This is a genomic window from Roseivirga sp. (genome assembly GCF_965216855.1).
In the GTDB taxonomy this organism is placed as follows: Bacteria; Bacteroidota; Bacteroidia; order Cytophagales; family Cyclobacteriaceae; genus Roseivirga.
Map to the genome: position 1 here is coordinate 4,536,402 of NZ_OZ244204.1, position 18,698 is coordinate 4,555,099.

The following is an 18,698-nucleotide window of genomic DNA, read 5'->3' on the forward strand; positions in this document are numbered from 1 at the left end:
TAAATTCATTGGTTAATACGACTGAATGAAAGCTAAGATGATCGGTTTTTTGGCCCTTACCTTAATGGTCATGCAGGCCAATGCGCAAGAGGCTTTATCTGAAGAAGCCATGCTGAGTGAATTGGACAGCTTACAGCAGATTATCTATACCTTCAATTATGCCGATGATACAACCGATGCCAATGACTTTGCTTCCTTCGAGAGGCGATTGGCCGAGATAAAGACTTTTGGGCTGGAGAATGAATTGTATGAACCTGTTTATCGGGCGAATAATATGTTCTTCAATCATTACAAATACCAGTTAATGCGCCCCGAAGCGCTAGAGGTATTGGACAACACCTTAAGACTGGCCGAACAGCAGGCTGATTCACTCAAAATCGCCCGTTTCATTTATCTCAAAGGCACGCTGTCTTTTCGTTTCGATGAGCTGGATTCTGCTGCATACTACTTCAAAACCTCGCTGGAAATGGGTAAGGCCATTGAAGACATCGGTCAGCAGGCCGCTTCCATCAATGCCCTGGCTGTCTGTTATGCCCAATTGGGAAGAGATCGCGATGCAATTCGCTACTATAAGGAGTCCAGAGCACTAGCCGGTCAAATAGGTGCGGAGACACAGGTAACCACCGCTGAACTGAATCTTGGAAATGCCTACGGAAGACTTCAAATGGCCGATTCTGCCTTGTACTTCTCGCAGCTGGCCTACAAAGGCGCTCTTAATCAGGACGATATTACCATGAAGTGGAGCTCACTTAATGCGCTTTCTTTAGCTCATTATCTAAAGAGAAATTACCAGGAGGCCATTGCCCGGTCTGAAGAGCTGGAAAGGGAAGTGGAGCAGGTAGGAGAGAATGGCTATCTCATGACTTCATACCTTACCAGAAGTAAAGCCTTTAAGGCCCAGGGAGTACTCAATAAAGCACTCGAATATGCCAGAAAGAGCCTGGAAATAACGCATGAGTTTATTGCCACCGATAATGAAATCAGGACACTGACCTGGTTGGTAGATCTTGAAAAGTCAATTCCTGACTATAAATCTGCCCTGATGCATCAGGAGCGGCTTTCTTTTCTGCAGGATAGCCTGGCTAAGGTAGAGGTGAATCAGAGACTGGAGAACCTGACGGTTCAATATGAAACACAGAAGCGTCTCGATGAAATTGAATCATTAAAGACCCTACAGGCTGAAACGGAACAAAAGCTGAAGTTCAGAAACCTGACCTTTCTGTTTGTAGCTATCAGCGCTGTTCTATTGGTGATCGCTCTGGTGGTATTCTTCAAAAGAAGGGTAGAGCGGGAGAGGCTGGCCCGGCAGAAAACACGTAATGAATTGCTCCGTACGCAGTTAAATCCACATTTTTTGTTCAATGCCCTGTCATCGATTCAGCTCTTTTTGATTAACAAAGGGCAGGGGGCTCCGGCCCTGGAATACCTCTCTAAGTTCGCTAAGCTCATGCGCAGAATCCTGGATAATAGCCGGAAGGATTTCGTTTCGTTAGAGGAAGAGATTGCCACGCTGAGGCATTACCTTGATCTTCAGAAGGTCCGTTTCGACCATAGTTTTGAATACAGTATTCAGGTAGATGTGCAAGATGAAATGAGTGAAATTAAGATACCACCCATGTTCGCTCAGCCTTTCATTGAAAACTCCCTAGAACATGGCATAGCCTCTATTCAAAACGGAAAAATAAACATCAGCTTTGAGCAGCATGATGACCTGATGAGGTTTAAGGTGGAGGACAATGGTATAGGTATTTCCCGTGCCGCAGCTATGAAGGATAAGAAAGGACATGAATCTATGGCCACAAAGATCACCTCAGACAGGATTGAAGTGCTGAAAAGACAGCTTAAAAAGAATATTTCATTCAACATTAAAGACCGACTCAGCGATGCCAATGAGATTATTGGTACCGAAGTCATTTTTGAAATTCCCATTCAATATTGATTAGCCTTGAGAACCCTGATTATCGATAATGAAAAGAGCGTGCGAGACGGCTTGAAAGAGCTGCTGGAGCTCTATTGTCCCAAAATTGAAGTGACTGGTGAAGCCGATAGTATGGCCAGTGCCAAAGTAGCCATTCTGAAGGAACGTCCCGACCTGGTATTTCTTGATGTGGAGTTGGGCGATGGTACCGGCATTGAACTGGTCAAGTCATTCAGGAACTTTGAGCCTCATGTAATCTTTATCACCGCTCATGATAAATATGCGATCGATGCTTTTGCCTGTAGTGCGCTGGATTTTCTGCTTAAACCCATTGACCCTGAAGACCTTACGGATGCTGTTCGTAAAGCCGAAAAACTGACCAGAGTTCAGGATTTGGACCAGCAGATTAAGGTACTGGAGGAGCGTCTGAATGATGTACACAGGGAGCCGAGCAAGATTGTATTGAGTGATTCTGAAAGTATCTATCTGGTTAAAGTGAGTGACATTCTATGGTGTGCGGCAGAGGGAAGCTATACGCGTTTCTGTCTGGAAAGTGGATCAGAGATATTGGTTTCAAAGAACCTGAAGTCTTATGAAGAGATTCTGGAGGGAGACCGCTTTCTCAGAATTCATCATTCCTATCTGGTGAATATTCATCACATTAAGCGATTTGAGCGTAGTGAGGGTGGTGTGTTAGTGATGGACAATGAGCGGATCTTGCCAGTTTCAGTACGTAAGAAAGACAATCTCATGCAACTCCTCAAAAACTGGAATAATACACTTATTAAATAGACTACTACGACTGTACCCTGATGGGCTACACTCATTAAGCGGGAGACATTCAACTCATTCATTCTGCGCAATTTAAACTCAGCGTTGTGATGATAAGAGAATGAAACAAGTGGCCTTTTCCATACTGATTTTAACGGGACTATTCTGCCCCGGACAATCCACACAAAAGTCTCGAAATTTAGAAAGGGTTTTTGCTGATTTTGAAGCTGAAACAATTGAGATCAATCAGGGAGAGAAAGTAAAATTTCTCGACAAGTCTAAAGGTGATCCCATCTATTGGAACTGGAGTTTTGAACATGGCTTACCTAACCGAGCTACTATATCTAATCCTGAAATCTATTACCCCAAGGCTGGAAGTTACGATGTCGTGGTTACTGTAACAGATGGTAAAACATACGACACTAAAGTGATGAAGAACTATGTGAAAGTGAAAGGGCTTATGCATCACTTTCGTTTTGATGGGTTGGTCAGAGATGAGGTCAATTTGAGTTTATCGTTGGGTCTGAATAAATGGTCTTTGACCAGAGACAGAAAGGGTGCCTCTCAAAGGGCACTCTCTCTGGGTCCTTGCCTCTCTTTAGAAATGAACCAAAAGCCATTGGTTACCAATGAATTAACAGCTAGTCTGTGGTTTAGAACAGTGGAGTCGTCTCAAGAAAACGGGGTAGTTCTTGAGCGCTTCACTGAAAAGGATAATCAGGTAGGTTTCAGCCTGAAAATGAAGGAGGGTAAACTATACCTGGAGGGGGCAGATGGTAGCGGAGAGGTGAGAAGTTCCGGCTTATCAACGAACACTGTTAATGACAACCAATGGCATCACATTACTGCCATAATCACGGCTGATAGTCAATATCAACTATGGGTAGATGGCGCCTTGGAAGCCAATACCAACTATTCATACACAATACCAGAGCTTGAGAATGATGGAGTTCTAACCCTGGGATATTCCCTATGGTCTGAGTCGACTCCACTGGAAGGTGCAATTGACGATCTGAAAATTTTTAATAAAGCATTAAACATGCAAGAGGTGGTAGAACTAGCCAGTCATTAGTTCAACTACGGTCTTTAATGTTTTGGTTGTGTCAACAAAAACAGGGTCGATACGCGACCCTGTTTTTGAAACTAATTAGTTGATTCTTAGAATGAGGAAAGGAGAGTCCAGACGGGATTCTCCTTTGTTTTTATGATCAATCGTCCTGATCGAGTACCTCTTCAATTCTGTCTTTCAGATCAATCAGGTGCAGATTACCTGCTCTGTCATTGCTGTATCTTCCAATGGCTGTATTCACCTCTCTTAAAAGGGTCTTCAGTTCACCTTTGATGACAGGTCTGATGTCTGACTGAGAAATATTCACCTGTCTGGCCTGGAAGCTACTGGCTTCATTGGTCATCAGGTATTCACATCTTTCAACAAAGGCTCTTTGCAGGTTTCTTCTGTAAGTTGAAATCTCAGCTCCGGAAGCTAATTCAGAGAATAAACCTTTCTTGGTATCGGCCAGCAGTTGGTAGATGGTATAGGTATTTCTGCCTTTAAATGCTTCAGCCTCAATAAGTCTTTGCATTCTGGTAGGGTCCAGTAGTGAGTTTAAGTAAGAAGTCTGGGTGGCCCTGATGCGGTTAACAGCACCGTAGTTCTCCATCTTTCTTAACAACTCTTCATCCAGTAACCATTCCGGGGTATTAAAGGCATACTTCATTAACCAGTTCATGGCTTCAACCTGCTGTGCTTCCGGCAATACTTCATATACCACACCCGGTTGGTCTGTTGACTTATAGTTCTCGGTAATACCACCTACGTTGGTGATTACGTGTCCAACAAACCTTCTCCATTGACCAATGATTTCACCGTAAATCTCTTCAGTATCTGAGTAGTCTTCACCTGGTTTAGTCGTCCACTCCAGTAGGTTAGGCACCACTTTCATCAGGTTTTCCATACCATAAGCATCAGCTTTCATGGAGTTATTACCCAAATCCTCAGTTTGTGCTTCAGGATTAGAGCCATCACCTGAACCATAACGGTACATACGATCATTCGCTTTTTCCAGAATCCACTCATCCAGTGTAGATTTTTCTTCTTCAGGACTGTTAGCACCAGGAATAACACGGTAACCCCAATTGATAGAGTATTTATCGTAAGGACCGATTTTTCTGATGAAACGGGTGACACCATCACCCGGCTGGGCAATGTAATTCAGTCGGGCATAGTCCATAATAGTTGGTGCTACACCATATTCTTCAGCAAACTCAGGGTTTCTCAGCGATTCAACCGGATAAGAAGAGCTGGCCTTCATGTTGTGAGGCAAGCCCAGTGCGTGACCGATTTCGTGAGCAATTACAGCTCTCATCATTTCACCGATTTCCTCTTCAGGGGTATTCAATGTTCTGGCTTTCGGATTAGCAGCACCTGTTTGAATCATGTACCAGTTTCTGTAAGAGCGCAGGTGGTTGTGGAACCAGACAATATCACTCTCTATGATTTCACCGGTTCTAGGGTCAGCAGTACTTGGACCTACAGCATTTCTGGTCATGCTGGCAATGTAGCGCACGGTTGAGTAACGAGCATCTTCAGGGCTCCAGTCAGGATCTTCTTCAGGGCTTGGTGGCTCTTTCGCGAGGATAGCATTTTTGAAACCAGCTGCTTCAAAAGCTACCTGCCAGTCTTCAATACCCATTTTAAACCATTTCTTGAACTTCTCAGGCGTGGCAGGGTCGAGATAGTAAACGATAGGTTTCACCGGTTCAACCAGTTCACCTCTTGCATAGGCAGCCGGATCTTTAGGCTCTAATCTCCAACGTTTCAGGAAAGTAACCTGATCGCCTTTTAGCTCATCTGAGCTGTAGTTGATGTTGTTGATGGTAAACCAACCCACTCTTTCATCAGCCAGTCTTGGCATCATTGGGTTGTCCGGAAGCTTAATCATTGACTGACTCACTTTCATGGAGACCAATCCTGTCTGAGAGTTTGAAGGAGGTCTGCCGGCATCGTAGGTCATTACCTGGCGCACTTCAATATTGATAGGGAAGGACTTGGTTGACTCTACATAACTCTTGTCATTGTCCAGTCTTCTTACCTGTAACTGGTTCCTCAGGCCTGAACCCAAAGCACTGATGGCTCGGGTGTCCTGGTTGAAGAAACCGGTAACATCTACTAAATAAGCAGAAGAGTCTTTTGGCTGACCTTCTACCTTGAAAGATCCAATGATGGGGGCAAAGTTGTTGTCGGCCACAGATTTGAAAATAGCGTCAGTACTGTCGGCTACATTGTTGTAGGAAATGGATTTCAGGTAGATTTTGCCCTGGATTTCTTCCCACTGAACAACCTGCTCATTCATTTTCCAACCGGAACCCAGGAAGGGGCTTAGGTTTTCAGGACTGGCCACCAGGCGAGTCACCCAAAGCATGTCTTTCTTCAGTTCGGACTTGGGAATCTCGAACATAATTTTCGAATCGTTCTGATAGACTTTGAACAAGCCTTCATCGACTTTCATGTCTTTGATGAGCGATTCGTAGGTTTTCTCGGGTTTCTTTGGTGTTTCCTGCTTGGGAGTCTCCGCAGGCTGGTCCTGCTGCCCCCTGTTACGCCTTTGTGCATCGGCCTGCTCACCGCCCAGGACGGTAAGTCCTAAAACAATGGCAGCCAACAAAGGCTTTTTTAAAGATGTGTATTTCATAGTCAGTTCAATTATAAATTCTGTGAATGAAATGGAATTCCTTCGAATGAAAAAAAGTTATTCAGACAATGGGTAATTCATTATGTTAGTGGTAGCTATAAAGTAGCTTAGAGTGGAGAAATATATAGAAATAATAAAGAACGCCTATCAAGGCTATGCCAATTATCTCTGGCAGGAAATCACATTTCAATACGATTACAAACCATGGTGGCAGAATTACTTCTGGGCACTGGTGCTGATTTCATTGTTCTTTCTGGCCTGGGAATGGCTGAGACCCTGGCGGAAAGATCAGCCTAAATTCAGGAAGGATTTTTGGCTGGATGCTTTCTATATGTTTTTCAATTTCTTTCTCTTCTCACTGATTGTGTTCAATGCGCTTTCCGAAGTTGTGGTGAATGCTTTCAATGAATTCCTCGGTTGGTTTGGCCTTACGAATGTGGTGGCACTGGAAATAGGAAGCTGGCCGGTTATTTTGCAGCTCTTTACGCTATTTATTGTCCGTGATTTTATACAATGGTGGACTCACCGTTTATTACACTACTCACCCAGGTTATGGGAATACCATAAAGTACATCACTCGGTGGAACAAATGGGCTTTGCTGCTCATTTGCGCTATCACTGGATGGAGACAGTGGTATACCGAACCATGGAATATTTGCCCCTGGCCATGATTGGCTTTGGGATAGACGACTTCTTCTTTGTGCACATCTTTACGCTGGCTGTAGGTCACTGGAACCATGCCAATATCAAGGTGAAGCTTGGACCCTTGAAGTATATCTTTAATAATCCGAACATGCACATGTGGCACCATGCCCATGATTTACCGGAAAACCATCGATATGGGGTGAATTTTGGAATTACCCTCAGTCTATGGGATTACCTTTTCGGTACCGCTTATATACCTCATTCGGGTAAATCGATTAAGCTGGGATTTCCCGGTGTCAAGAAGTTTCCTCATAGCTTCTTTGGTCAGATTTTTCACGGATTTAGTAGAAAGCCACGTAACAGAGAGTAAGATTCCCCTTTTTTAAAATCCAGTGTTTTTACGGTTGAATGGATTGTGTGGAAACCCTTTTTTCGGGTATTCATTAAAACACACAACATTATGTCTACACAAATTAATGTGGCCAATAATAGTGGCCAAACCATCTACATAGCAGCTGCCCGGAAAGATGGCTGGCAGGTGGCTGATGGTATTTTTGACGTTGCCGTAGCGGCAATAGGAGCTGTAACAGGAATCGATGAATTGGGAGCTATTGCGAATGGTTTGCCCAACACAATCCGAACCTTTGGCGATCTTGTCTCTTTCTTTAAGTCTGTAGGCGTTCTCATCGGTGGAGTGTGCGGGGCCGAAAAGACTGTCAAAAATGCCATCAAGTTGAGTAAAGATTTGCAGCATCTGAAACAGCAAATGATTGCCATACCTGCAGGGCAATTTCAGGATGTATTCAACACAGATACCATTCACCACCTGTTTTCTCCCAGTGGTTGGGCCGATGACTTAGGGGATGATACGGTAAAGGTGCTGATCGTTACTGACGACCTGCATGTGATCCATTTTGAATCTGGTGATGATCAGTCATGGATTGCCGAGGCCAATGGTGTTGTAGCAGCGACTTATGGTAAAATATGGGAAGCAGCACCAAATGCACAAACCACTTATTACGTAGCAGGTTATAAGCCGGCTGGTAGCTTCTATAAGACCTCTGAAAATGTTAAGCTCACCCTTTCCTGTCAATTGGTGAATGAAGCTAAACAGCGGATTGAACAAACCATGGATATTACCAATGCCACTAACCTGAACCTGAATAATATCAATGGAAGCTTCCAGAATATTGGTAATGGCGAGGTGAACAGTTTTGTGCCGGCCGGATCTTACAAAGACTCAGCCATTGGTGTTAAGGTAGAACTGACCTGCCAATGTAAAAACACGGATGGCACCTACCAGAATGCGTCATACGACCTGACTAATCAGACATCAGTAATACTCGCTAACATGAATGGTAAACTGATTAACCAGGCCAAATAGGCTTTGGCCTAAGAGGAAGCTTTTCATCTCTTCATGCGTCATGCTGAGCTTGTCTCAGTATCTCGGTATTTGAGACTGCCTGCTGTGACGAGACCCTGAAACGAGTTCAGGGTGACGTGACCACAGATGGTTGAAAAGCTTCCTCTTATTTGACAACCTCCCTAGTAGCCTTTTCGCAAGTTTAGCTTTTCACGATTCTGTTATCTTTATCATATTCAACAATGACCCTTATGAAAAAGCTATTCCTGTCGCTTACACTCATCACCTGCACTATTTTTCAGATTAACGCACAAACTGCTGATCCCAAAGATGTGGAATCAATGGATGCTATTTTGGCTGCTCTTTATGATGTCATATCAGGTCCGGCAGGAGAGAAGCGCGATTGGGAGCGCATGAAGAGTCTTTTCATCCCTGAAGGCAGGCTGATGCCAACCGGAAAGAATCCACAAAACGGAAATGTCGGTTATCGGGTATGGAGTGTACAGGATTATATCGATCAGGCTGGTACCAGCCTGGAGCAAAATGGCTTCTTCGAGATTGAAGTAGCCCGAAGAGTGGAGCAATATGGTACAATCGCTCATGTGTTTTCAACCTACGAATCAAGAAGAAACGAAGACGATAAAGATCCTTTCGCCAGAGGAATCAATAGTATTCAGCTGCTGCAAGGCCAGGGTCGATGGTTTATTGTGAGTGTTTACTGGATGGGTGAGAATGCTGAGTTTCCACTTCCTGATAAGTACCTGAAAGGAGGTCGTTGAGACAGAACTAAGAGCTACTTCTTAATGGCCGATAAATAAACCCAAACGATAAATAGTGCCTGAAGAGGAATTCTGAACCATAAGTAGGAGAGTCCTGGGCCATCATATGCTCCGGTTTGATAATTCAGGTTATCAACGGCCGCTTTAATGTTGGAAGGAAGGACGAGAAGGAAGAATATGATCAGGGCCCAACCCACATATTGGCTGTAAGCAGGGATGAGCAATCCTATGGCAAAGAGTATTTCCATCACTCCGGTGAGTAATACCATTTGCTCACGCAGGGGTACAAACTCAGGTACCATAGCAGTCATACCCTTACTGAATACAAAGTGACCAATGGCAGTGAAGACCAGCATAATGGCCATGGCTACTCTACCTGCAAGTCGAAAACCAAATTGACCACTGTATAATCTGATGATCAGCAGGGCGATCAGAAATGAACCGATTAAAACGAAAAGTGGCTTCATGTTTTTTATACAAAGGTCGACAGTGCTGACAGTCGATACAATGAACCCAGGTTAAGAAATACGCTTCCTGATACGGCTTAATGCCTGCGGGGTCACTCCAATATAAGAGGCTATGTATTTTAAAGGTACACGTTGGAAGAGTTCAGGCCTTTCTTCAAACAGGCTTAAATACCGCTCTTCAGCAGTTTGATGCAGGAGTGAAAGCTCTCTGGCCGATTTTCTCAGGAATAGCTCTTCGCTGGTTTTCCGACCGATGAGGTTACCTATTTCGGTTTCCTCATATACTCTCTGAAGGTCATCATAAGTCATGCGCCAGAGTGTGACGGGCGTAATGCACTCTGTAGTGTAAGTGCAAGGTTTTTGACTGAGAAAAGAGTCATAAGCACTTAGGAAGGCACCTTTGAAGCCAAAACCGAAGGTGAGATCATTCTCAATACCGGGTATGAATTGACGGATAATTCCTTTTTCGATAAAGGAGAGAAATTGTTCTGTTTCACCCACATTCAGGAGTATTGTCTTCTTGGGGAACTCTTGTCTCACCAGCTTGGATGCAAAGATTTGCCAGTCCTGGTCTGAGATATCGAATTCTCTTTTGAAGATCTGGTAAATGGCATCCATAAATGAGTGATTGTTTCAATCCGAAGATAGTACACTCCGGTATTATTCCTAGCCATGAGGCATGGGTTAAGCTTTTTGATAGCGCAGAGAATGATTCCTTTTCCATCCCGACCGAAGGGAGGGATCTGCCATACTTTGGTTTCGGCAGATCTTACGTTTCACTCAAGATGAAAAAGGTCTTGGCTTCAATAAGACGCCAAGACCGGAAATAAGCAACAGTCAGTCAATCTACATATTCAGCCAATAAGTCACCTTGAATACGATCTGACGATTTTTAATATTCAACCCATCAATGCCATAATTGTCGGTGTAGACAATGAAAATGTCCGACATAGGTTTATATCTCCATTGGAAGCGGGAGAAGATATTGTAGTTCTCAGCTTGTGAATTATACTGTACAGCCGTAGTCCAGAACATCTTGTTGGAGAAGCTGATTTCAGCGTTTAATCTGAATAGGTGCAAGTCAGACTCACCATAACCTTCGGCCAGTTTAACTTTGTTGTAGTCATAAGTTACTCCAAAAGTACCCCATGGTTGAGTCCTGAAATTAAGCCCGGTAGTAAATCCACTCTTGGTACCATTGTAGAAGGTGCCATGTCTCAAAGAGATTTCAGTATTAATGATTTTCCTGCGATCACTGGAGTAGAACAGGAAGTTATCGGCATACTTGTAATTCGCAACTGGCAGGTTTTCTCCTTCACCAATCAGGTTGATCGGTACAGGCAGATTACTTTCGAAGAAAAGTCGGTTAATTCTGAATTCAGAGGTGTTCTTAAAGATCAGGTCATATCCGACACCGTGTCTTCTTTCATTTAAAGAACCATCAGTGTTTAGCCAGGCCATGTGCCAGGTTCTGACGCCATGCTGAGCGAGTTTTGAATTCTCGTTTTCAGGAATGAATCGGTATCTGAACCATGGGTTGATTCTGGTGTAACCCTGTCTCTCAGATTCTTCAGTTTCTGCATTATAATTATAAAGTCTCGGGTTAAAGCCTTGTTCTGTCACGTAGTTTCTACCTACCACATCAAATGTCCAGCCCATGGCCAGATTACGGTCGCGATACCCTCCATCGAATCCGTAGAAGCTATTGTCTGAAGGATTTTCCTCATTGGTGGCCATGTGGTAGCGGAAGGTGTTGTTCCATGATCCTGATGGATGTACATAGTTGAATTCCAGTCCACCGTTTCTGCCGAAATCACCGTCTTGTCCATTCCGGTTAATGAATATTCCCTTAATAACAGAGCGACTGAACACCCTCTGCTGTCCCGCGATAACAGAATAGTTATTGGCTTCTAACTCTTCGATGGAACCGGTTTGTACATTCATGGCACCAATTCTCAGGTTAGGAGTCAGGTTACCCGTTAAACGGGCACCATAGCGAATGGGTACCTGCTGTCCCTCATGAAGACCTATAGTTCTGGAAAAGAAGGGCTGAATTTGCCAGCTACCGAAATTGGAGAAGATGTCTCCATTCTCCAGAAAGAAGTTTCGTCTTTCAGGGAAGAAGATGCTGAAACGTGAAAGATTGGTTACCTGCTGATCTACATCTGCATTGGAAAAGTCAGGATTAACCGTCAGGTCCAGGTTCAACGAACCTGTTATTGCCACTTTGGCATCAAGCCCGGTACTGAGTTCCTGAGTGTATCCGGTCTGACCTTCCTCATTCTCATAATCTCTTTGCGTGCTGCCAGCTACATAAGGAATCAACACCACTTTACCTTCGGCCTTTTTAGGAGCAGCATCCCATTCCAAAGTACCCATGAAGTTCATGTCTATCCCTCCGAAACTGATAGGGAACTGTGTCCAGGTAGAGTAGTGGTTACGCTCCATATCGCCCCGGATGAAGTTAATTCCCCATTCGGTTTGAGTACTGTTATACCTGAGTGTCTTGAATGGAATGGCCATTTCAACCAACCAGTAGTTTTCATAGGCCCTGACTTCTGAATACCATTTATTGTCCCAGTTCTCATCGAAGTTGGTTTCTCCGTTTTCTACATTCATCAGGGCTTCTACCTGTGCACCTCCAGCGTTGAGGCCAAAGAAGAAACCACTTTGTTTGTTATTGAAAGGATCAATGATTACAGTAAAGTTGTCACTGTTCCAATGTGAGTCAATATTATCTCTTCTGAGTGACTGAACCACTCTTTCGCCATTGTCATAGAGTCTGGCGAGTACATAGACGAATTCATCGTCATAGCTAACCCATACTTCTGTCAGTGCTTCGGCATCTCCTGTGTCGCTGGGCCAATGGTTGAGTAGCTTACCAATTTTGGCAGCGGTCTGCCAGGTTTCTTCATCATCGACACCGTCAATAATGATCGGGCTTTTAGACTTTGAAATACGATATCGGTAAGTGCTTCTGGTGTCTTGATTCTGAGCCATCAGAGACGCAGACAAGATGAGTAATCCTGCGGTGAGCAGCTTTTTCATAATTTGAGTTGTTGACGTAGTTGTCTGCCTTTACTGTCATTCCAGGCTAAGGTTGTCCTGAAACAGGTTTATTAGACTAAAGCCTTAGTTTATTAGCCGAACTTCGGTTTTTATCGATTTGAGGCGTTTGTCGATGTAAATGAAAGGTTGGGGAGTGGAGTACTCACTTTTGTCTAGATATGTGATAATTAGAAACTTATCAACTAAGTTTGGTGTCTTACCTGTCCGATAAGCTATGGCAAAACCAGGATTTGAAAACCTTCTGTTCAGAACCCCCAGAATTCTCTGGCACATTATTTTTTGGACCGTTTACATACTCTTCTTCGGGATTGTCTATGGCAGTTTCGATGAGAGGTATGGCATGCACATCATGATTCAACTCATTGATGCCCTAGTGCAAATGCCTGCCGTTTACATTACGCTTTATGTGCTAATGCCCAAACTACTCTACAAGCAGAAATATGGAGCCTTCTTTCTGTATATAGCGTTGGTAGTGATTGTTTTTGCCACACTGCTTTGGTTTGAATATGTGTTCATTGAACATCCTGTTTTCTGGCCAAATGATAGTTTTCAAAGTCCACTAATCAATGTGGGTAAGATTCTTAAGATGACCAGTGGAATCTATCCGGTATTGTTCATTGCCGTGGTCATTAAATGGTTTAAATACTGGTATCAGGAACAAAAGAAGAATCAGCAGTTGGTGGAAGATAAACTGGAGGCTGAACTGAAGTTTTTGAAGTCGCAGATACATCCGCACTTCCTTTTCAATACGCTGAATAACCTTTATGCACTCACTCTAAAACAAAGCAAGGATGCGCCTGAGGTGGTATTGAAGCTGTCAGATCTCTTGAACTACATGCTGTATGAATGCAATGCCGATAAGGTGCCATTATCGAAAGAGATTGCTCTGGTGAGAGATTACATAGAGTTGGAGAAGATTCGGTATGGCAGCCGGCTGAATGTAAATATGACGGTGAATAATGAGAATGGTGATGAATCTGTGTCGCCCTTGCTTATTCTACCCTTTGTCGAAAATGCCTTTAAACATGGTGCCAGCGAGGAAATTGAGGATTCCTGGATATCTATTGACCTTAGCCTGAAGCATAGAGGGTTAACCTTAAAAGTTGAAAACAGTAAAAGTAATCATGACGAATCTGAAGACCGGTTCTCCTATAAAGAGGGGATTGGTTTGAAGAACGTTAAAAGGAGATTGGAAATCCTTTACCCGGAAAGCCATGAACTCAATATCCATGAGTCCTCAGATTCTTTCCTGGTGGTATTGAAACTCAATTTTTAGCCATGAAACTGAAATGCCTTGTCATTGATGACGAACCACTCGCGAGAGAGGTGATTACATCACATATTCAAAAGATTGACGGACTCGAGTTGGTTGCAGAATGCGATAATGCACTCAAAGCGTTTGAATGGCTCAAAAAGGAACCGATTGATTTACTCTTTCTGGACATCCAAATGCCGAAACTCACAGGCATTGAGTTCATCAAAGTGCTTAATCCCAATGCTCAAATCATATTTACCACGGCCTACAGGGAATATGCGCTGGAAAGTTACGAGTTAAATGTAGCGGACTATTTGTTGAAGCCTATCTCATTCAATCGCTTTCTTAAAGCGGTGAACAAGGTGTTACACGTTCAGCAGGAAGAGCCTCAGCCGGCTCAGGAACCGGATGCTTTAAGAACCGATGAACCCCACATTTTTCTCAAGGCTGACCGAAAAATGGTGAAGGTTTACCTGAAGGACATCCTCTATATCGAAAGTTTGAAGGACTATGTACGTATCAAGCTTCAGGGCAAAGAAGTGATCTCACTTCAGAAAATCAGCTTTCTGGAGGAGAAATTACCTGAAGACTGTTTCATGCGTGTACATCGGTCATTCATCGTACCTCTCAAGAAGATTGAGGCATTTTCCAATAATGCAATTGAAGTGAATGGGGTAGAGATACCCATTGGCAGAAATTACAAAGACAAGGTTTTGGAGCAGCTCAATTCCAGTAAGTCTATTTTGGGATAGGCTATTTTCTGACAGCCATAATAGTTTCCAGACAGCCATTAGGTTGCTGAATTTCAAGCTTCAGTATTTTTCCTTCATGCGTGAAGCTGGCAGGTCTGCAGTCACCATCGAAGCAAATACTCAGATTGGTTCCATCAATCCAGTAAAAGCCAATCAGTGGGTCTTCTTCATAGAGCGAAGTACCTATAGACATGTCGATTACGGTTCTGTTTCTTGAAAAGATATACTCACGGTCATTGGTGAATTCCAGACTGATGGATTGACATACCCGATAACGATCTTCTACTTCGCATCCAAACTGCAGGTCTGAGCCGTCATCATTCTCTGCCGGGTCTGTGCAACCACTAAGGGTTATTGATTGCACTTCATAACGGCCTACAATTGCATGTTCCGGATTGTTGGCTTTGAATCCGCAGGCACTAACCAATGCCGTTAAGGTAAGAGCTGAAATCAATCGAAACTTAAGCATACTGCTTTGATAACCTGGTACTTATGTTTAAACTCCTAAAAAGCTTTTCAGTTCGGAAACGGAGCTCATTTCTACATAAGATAGGTCTTTAATTTCAGATTTGTCCATTTGCTCGTGCGTCCAGGTGTCATGAAAGGGGATGTGTATGGCTGTTCCACCCAGTTCGACCACAGGTAATACATCTGATTTCAGGGAGTTTCCGATCATCAGGAAATCTTCTACTTCAATTTGATTGCGTCTGAGTACATCCCGATAACTATCCGGGTTCTTCTCACTGACTATCTCCACCAGATCGAAGTATCGCATAAGTCCTGAGCGGGCCACTTTGCTTTCCTGATCCCACAGGTCGCCTTTTGTAATGATCATGAGTTGATAATGATTCTCCAGCAGGTCTAATATGTCTTCAATGCCCGGCAGCACCTGTACCGGATGCTCAAGCATTTCTTTCCCTAAACCAATAATCCGCTCAATGTCTTTGCCATGTATCTTATAGTCAGTGAGTTCAAGAGCCGATTCGATCATGGAAAGGGTAAAGCCTTTGATACCATAACCAAAGAGTCTCAGGTTTCTGGATTCTACTGCATAGAGCTCCTTTTCCAAATTCTCATCAAAGTGGATGTAGGTGGAAAGGATCTCTTCGAACTGCTGTCTGGTGCTGGTGAATATGGGCTCATTGACCCACAGGGTATCATCTGCATCGAAAGCAATGGTTTTGAACTTTGGCATGAACCAAAGCTAAGGCATCATGTTTAAAATGAAACTTCAGTGATTCATTTTATTGATAAATGAGTCCACTTCTGTTTCATCGAGATGAAAGGTGGGTTCTGTTTCTTTCATTACCCTTCTTACCACAAACTTTTCGAGGAAGTTCATTTTATCAATCAACAACTCGCCCCCAAAGAATCCAAGGGCCACAGCATGATTCCTAAGTTCTTCAGGGTAAGCTTCATTGAATTCTTCTTCAGCTTTATCCTCCAGCATATAGCACATGTAAAGGCCCAGGCGTTTGTGCATTAACTCATCGAAATAGCGTTGGTAGAACTTTTTAACAGACGGTTGAATCTGTCCATAGTGAATAGAACCACCAATAATAACCTGATCGTATTCTTTCAGGTTTTCCGGTAGTTGTTCATTACTAAGGTCGAGTAAGCGAACAGGGCCATTCTCAATTTCTACAAAAAGCAGGTGAGCTATCTTTTCTGCAGAACCATGGCGACTACAATAGGCGATTAGCGTTTTCATGACTCAAGCTTTGTATAAAGGTCGGGTTGATTGCGCATAAAAAGGCTGATGTCAACTATTGGAAAAGATGATAAAAATCATTCCTAATTCGCTGAGATTGTGCGAAATACATAGAGCATTTCTGAGGCTATCTGGAGGTTTCGCTCATCGTATTTTTCAGCCTCCTGAGGGGTATCGTCAAAGGCCTTGGGGTCTTCATATCTTAGCGGAATTCTCGCTTCGGTACCTGGAATAAATGGACAGTTTTCGTCAGCATCGGAGCAGGTCATTACTGCAGCAAATTGTGCCGAAGGATTGGCATCATCATCATAAAGCTTCGAAAAGCAGCTGAGTTTTTTTCCTTCTTCAAGTTTAACCAGGTAGACAGGATTGTTGCGGTTGTCTGAAACCTCAATATCAAAGCCCAATCTTCTACATGATTCTACGGCTCTGGGATTAAAAGCAGTGACTTCTACACCACCGGAAAATGATTCAATATCTACCTGATGATGCACAGCGGCCGCCTGCGCCCAGATTTGAGACATCTGACTTCTTCGGGAATTATGTGTACAGATAAAATTCAACTTCAGCGGAAGGCCTTGTTTGAGCTTCTCGTTGATATAGTCGATTAAGACCTGAAGTACAGCTTTTCGATCACTCGCAATGGGTGCCAATGAAGCCTTCTCAATGGTTGAAATGAGTGTGGTATTCATCTTAGCAACAACCTGATCCAGGAGTACATGAGGTATTACTGAGGGCACTGAGTCTGACACGTGGCTTTGCCTTGGGTTCTGGTACTCCGCATTTGTCACTGGCCAGGCAGGTAGTGAATTTGGAGGTGAGTTGTAAAACACCATCCATCAATTCCAGACCAAACTTCTGAATAGTTTCTTCTCCCTGATATTCGACTTCAATTTCAGCATCTTCCAGCTTAAGGTGTTGCTCAGATAGTTCGATAATGGAACGCAGTTTCTGAGGCGCCAACCTGTGATCGTAATCGGTTGACGTCCACAGCTGAAAGCTAATGACTTTTTCCTGGCGAACTGTTCCACCACAGTCGATAAAGTTTTTGTGTATTGCACCCACCTCGGTAACATGGAAGTGTGTGGGTACCCACTGACCATCAGGGAGTCTGAATTGAACCTGCTCCAGGTGAGTTAAGGCGTTCTTGATTTCGGATAGTTTCATATTAACAACAGGTAGGAGGGTTATAATTGTCGAACAGGGAAGCCAGGCTTTCTTTGATGTTATTCCAACGATCGGCATTGATACAATAGCTCATGCTCACGCCTTCAATAGTTCCGGAAATCAGGCCTATGGCCTTCAACTCCTTCAAATGCTGAGATATGGTGGCCTGAGCAAGACCCAATTCATTGACCAGGTCACTGTTAATACAGGCGTTAGCTTTAATGAGATGTTGCAGTATGGCAATTCTGGCAGGATGTGCCAATACCCTGGCGATAGCTGCCAGCTCATTTTGCTCTTGCGTAAATAAGTTTGATTTGGTTAATCCCATAATTATATCGCAATGTTACGATGAAATGAATTAGCCTCAAAGCAGATGACTAAAAAACTGGAAATTAAGCTAGTAAAGAAGCTGCCGGCTCATCAATAAACCAGATCAACTCTCCATTGACCGGATTAATATGGAATGCGGGATAGTTTTGGGCCACATCTTCCGCATCAACGATTTGCTTGATCTTTTCCTTTTTGCTCTCCCCGGTGACCAGAAAACAAACAGCTTTAGCCGCATTAATTACCGGTCCGGTGAGCGTAACGCGCTTTTGTCCGCTTTCAGGATGGTTGGCTACTTCACAAGTCTTGGTACTATCGAGTAATTCTATTTCATGCGGGAAAATAGAAGCAGTATGGCCATCGGTTCCCATACCCAATATGATGATATCGAAAACCGGATTACCATTTTCTGATGGTAGATTAGCTTCAATCAACTGACCATATCTTTGCGCTTCTTCTGCAGGCTCTTCTTCACCTAAGACCCTGTGAATATTCTGCTCAGGCATATCAATCTTCGATAGCAGATGATCGACAGTCATTTTGTAATTGCTTTCCGAATCTGAAGGAGGAACACAACGCTCATCGCCCCAATAGAAATGAATATCAGACCAGTTGAAGCTTTCTTTATACTCTGAAGCCAGCAAGTCGAAAAGTATTTTTGGGGTTGAACCTCCTGAAAGGGCAATATTCAGTTGGCCATTTTGCTGATGTTGAGCTAACATATAATCAGCAAAAGCTCTGGCAGTTTCCAGTGGGGTAGAAGTAATGTTAATGTCCATGGT

19 protein-coding genes are annotated in these 18,698 nt (G+C 43.5%); 8 read left to right on the forward strand and 11 right to left on the reverse strand.

Annotated features, from left to right (window positions below; genetic code table 11):
* Nucleotides 1-25: 25 nt before the first annotated feature.
* The 3 genes from ACOOEY_RS19985 (at nt 26) to ACOOEY_RS19995 (ending at nt 3,761) form a co-directional block, all read left to right on the forward strand.
* Complete coding sequence (locus ACOOEY_RS19985) at nt 26-1,939, forward strand: tetratricopeptide repeat-containing sensor histidine kinase (RefSeq protein ID WP_420386499.1); 1,914 nt, start codon at nt 26-28, stop codon at nt 1,937-1,939.
* 6 nt (nt 1,940-1,945) lie between these two features.
* Nucleotides 1,946-2,710 (forward strand): LytR/AlgR family response regulator transcription factor, encoded by a 765-nt coding sequence (locus ACOOEY_RS19990; RefSeq protein ID WP_420386500.1) that lies wholly within the window; start codon nt 1,946-1,948, stop codon nt 2,708-2,710.
* Nucleotides 2,711-2,810: 100 nt separating this feature from the next.
* Nucleotides 2,811-3,761: a LamG-like jellyroll fold domain-containing protein gene (locus tag ACOOEY_RS19995; protein ID WP_420386501.1), complete on the forward strand. Its 951-nt coding sequence runs from the start codon at nt 2,811-2,813 to the stop codon at nt 3,759-3,761.
* Nucleotides 3,762-3,897: 136 nt separating this feature from the next.
* Here the strand turns inward: ACOOEY_RS19995 and ACOOEY_RS20000 are convergent, their stop codons facing one another.
* A complete protein-coding gene (locus tag ACOOEY_RS20000) occupies nt 3,898-6,381 on the reverse strand; it encodes a zinc-dependent metalloprotease (RefSeq protein WP_420386502.1) in 2,484 nt (827 codons plus the stop codon).
* Nucleotides 6,382-6,493: 112 nt separating this feature from the next.
* Between ACOOEY_RS20000 and ACOOEY_RS20005 the strand changes: the two genes are divergently transcribed.
* From ACOOEY_RS20005 to ACOOEY_RS20015, 3 genes are all read left to right on the forward strand, one after another.
* Nucleotides 6,494-7,396 carry a sterol desaturase family protein gene (locus tag ACOOEY_RS20005; protein WP_420386503.1) on the forward strand — a complete coding sequence of 301 codons (903 nt, stop codon included), beginning with the start codon at nt 6,494-6,496 and terminating at the stop codon, nt 7,394-7,396.
* Nucleotides 7,397-7,486: 90 nt separating this feature from the next.
* A complete protein-coding gene (locus ACOOEY_RS20010) occupies nt 7,487-8,410 on the forward strand; it encodes a hypothetical protein (RefSeq protein WP_420386504.1) in 924 nt (307 codons plus the stop codon).
* Nucleotides 8,411-8,640: 230 nt separating this feature from the next.
* Nucleotides 8,641-9,168, forward strand: coding sequence for a hypothetical protein (locus tag ACOOEY_RS20015; RefSeq protein ID WP_420386505.1), 528 nt, complete (start codon nt 8,641-8,643; stop codon nt 9,166-9,168).
* A 14-nt stretch (nt 9,169-9,182) separates the two neighbouring features.
* Here the strand turns inward: ACOOEY_RS20015 and ACOOEY_RS20020 are convergent, their stop codons facing one another.
* From ACOOEY_RS20020 to ACOOEY_RS20030, 3 genes are all read right to left on the reverse strand, one after another.
* Nucleotides 9,183-9,635: a hypothetical protein gene (locus tag ACOOEY_RS20020; protein ID WP_420386506.1), complete on the reverse strand. Its 453-nt coding sequence runs from the start codon at nt 9,633-9,635 to the stop codon at nt 9,183-9,185.
* Between the two features lie 51 nt (nt 9,636-9,686).
* Nucleotides 9,687-10,253 carry a Crp/Fnr family transcriptional regulator gene (locus ACOOEY_RS20025; protein ID WP_420386507.1) on the reverse strand — a complete coding sequence of 189 codons (567 nt, stop codon included), beginning with the start codon at nt 10,251-10,253 and terminating at the stop codon, nt 9,687-9,689.
* Nucleotides 10,254-10,481: 228 nt separating this feature from the next.
* Complete coding sequence (locus tag ACOOEY_RS20030) at nt 10,482-12,683, reverse strand: DUF5916 domain-containing protein (RefSeq protein WP_420386508.1); 2,202 nt, start codon at nt 12,681-12,683, stop codon at nt 10,482-10,484.
* Nucleotides 12,684-12,918: 235 nt separating this feature from the next.
* Between ACOOEY_RS20030 and ACOOEY_RS20035 the strand changes: the two genes are divergently transcribed.
* Together ACOOEY_RS20035 and ACOOEY_RS20040 are read left to right on the forward strand one after the other, a co-directional pair.
* A complete protein-coding gene (locus ACOOEY_RS20035) occupies nt 12,919-13,980 on the forward strand; it encodes a sensor histidine kinase (protein ID WP_420386509.1) in 1,062 nt (353 codons plus the stop codon).
* A 2-nt stretch (nt 13,981-13,982) separates the two neighbouring features.
* Nucleotides 13,983-14,711 (forward strand): LytR/AlgR family response regulator transcription factor, encoded by a 729-nt coding sequence (locus ACOOEY_RS20040; RefSeq protein ID WP_420386510.1) that lies wholly within the window; start codon nt 13,983-13,985, stop codon nt 14,709-14,711.
* 1 nt (nt 14,712) lies between these two features.
* Here ACOOEY_RS20040 and ACOOEY_RS20045 read toward each other — a convergent pair whose 3' ends face one another.
* From ACOOEY_RS20045 to pgl, 7 genes are all read right to left on the reverse strand, one after another.
* The gene (locus ACOOEY_RS20045; RefSeq protein WP_420386511.1) at nt 14,713-15,180 is read right to left on the reverse strand and encodes a hypothetical protein; all 468 of its coding nucleotides are present in this window, start codon (nt 15,178-15,180) and stop codon (nt 14,713-14,715) included.
* Between the two features lie 27 nt (nt 15,181-15,207).
* On the reverse strand, nt 15,208-15,906 hold the full coding sequence (locus tag ACOOEY_RS20050; protein WP_420386512.1) for an HAD family hydrolase: 699 nt from the start codon (nt 15,904-15,906) through the stop codon (nt 15,208-15,210).
* Nucleotides 15,907-15,942: 36 nt separating this feature from the next.
* Nucleotides 15,943-16,422 carry a flavodoxin domain-containing protein gene (locus tag ACOOEY_RS20055; protein ID WP_420386513.1) on the reverse strand — a complete coding sequence of 160 codons (480 nt, stop codon included), beginning with the start codon at nt 16,420-16,422 and terminating at the stop codon, nt 15,943-15,945.
* An 83-nt stretch (nt 16,423-16,505) separates the two neighbouring features.
* Complete coding sequence (locus tag ACOOEY_RS20060; protein ID WP_420386514.1) at nt 16,506-17,114, reverse strand: protein-tyrosine-phosphatase; 609 nt, start codon at nt 17,112-17,114, stop codon at nt 16,506-16,508.
* 1 nt (nt 17,115) lies between these two features.
* Nucleotides 17,116-17,589, reverse strand: coding sequence for a DUF6428 family protein (locus ACOOEY_RS20065; protein WP_420386515.1), 474 nt, complete (start codon nt 17,587-17,589; stop codon nt 17,116-17,118).
* Nucleotide 17,590: 1 nt separating this feature from the next.
* Nucleotides 17,591-17,917 carry an ArsR/SmtB family transcription factor gene (locus ACOOEY_RS20070; protein WP_420386516.1) on the reverse strand — a complete coding sequence of 109 codons (327 nt, stop codon included), beginning with the start codon at nt 17,915-17,917 and terminating at the stop codon, nt 17,591-17,593.
* A 64-nt stretch (nt 17,918-17,981) separates the two neighbouring features.
* Nucleotides 17,982-18,695 carry a 6-phosphogluconolactonase gene (gene pgl, locus ACOOEY_RS20075; RefSeq protein ID WP_420386517.1) on the reverse strand — a complete coding sequence of 238 codons (714 nt, stop codon included), beginning with the start codon at nt 18,693-18,695 and terminating at the stop codon, nt 17,982-17,984.
* Nucleotides 18,696-18,698 lie beyond the last annotated feature (3 nt).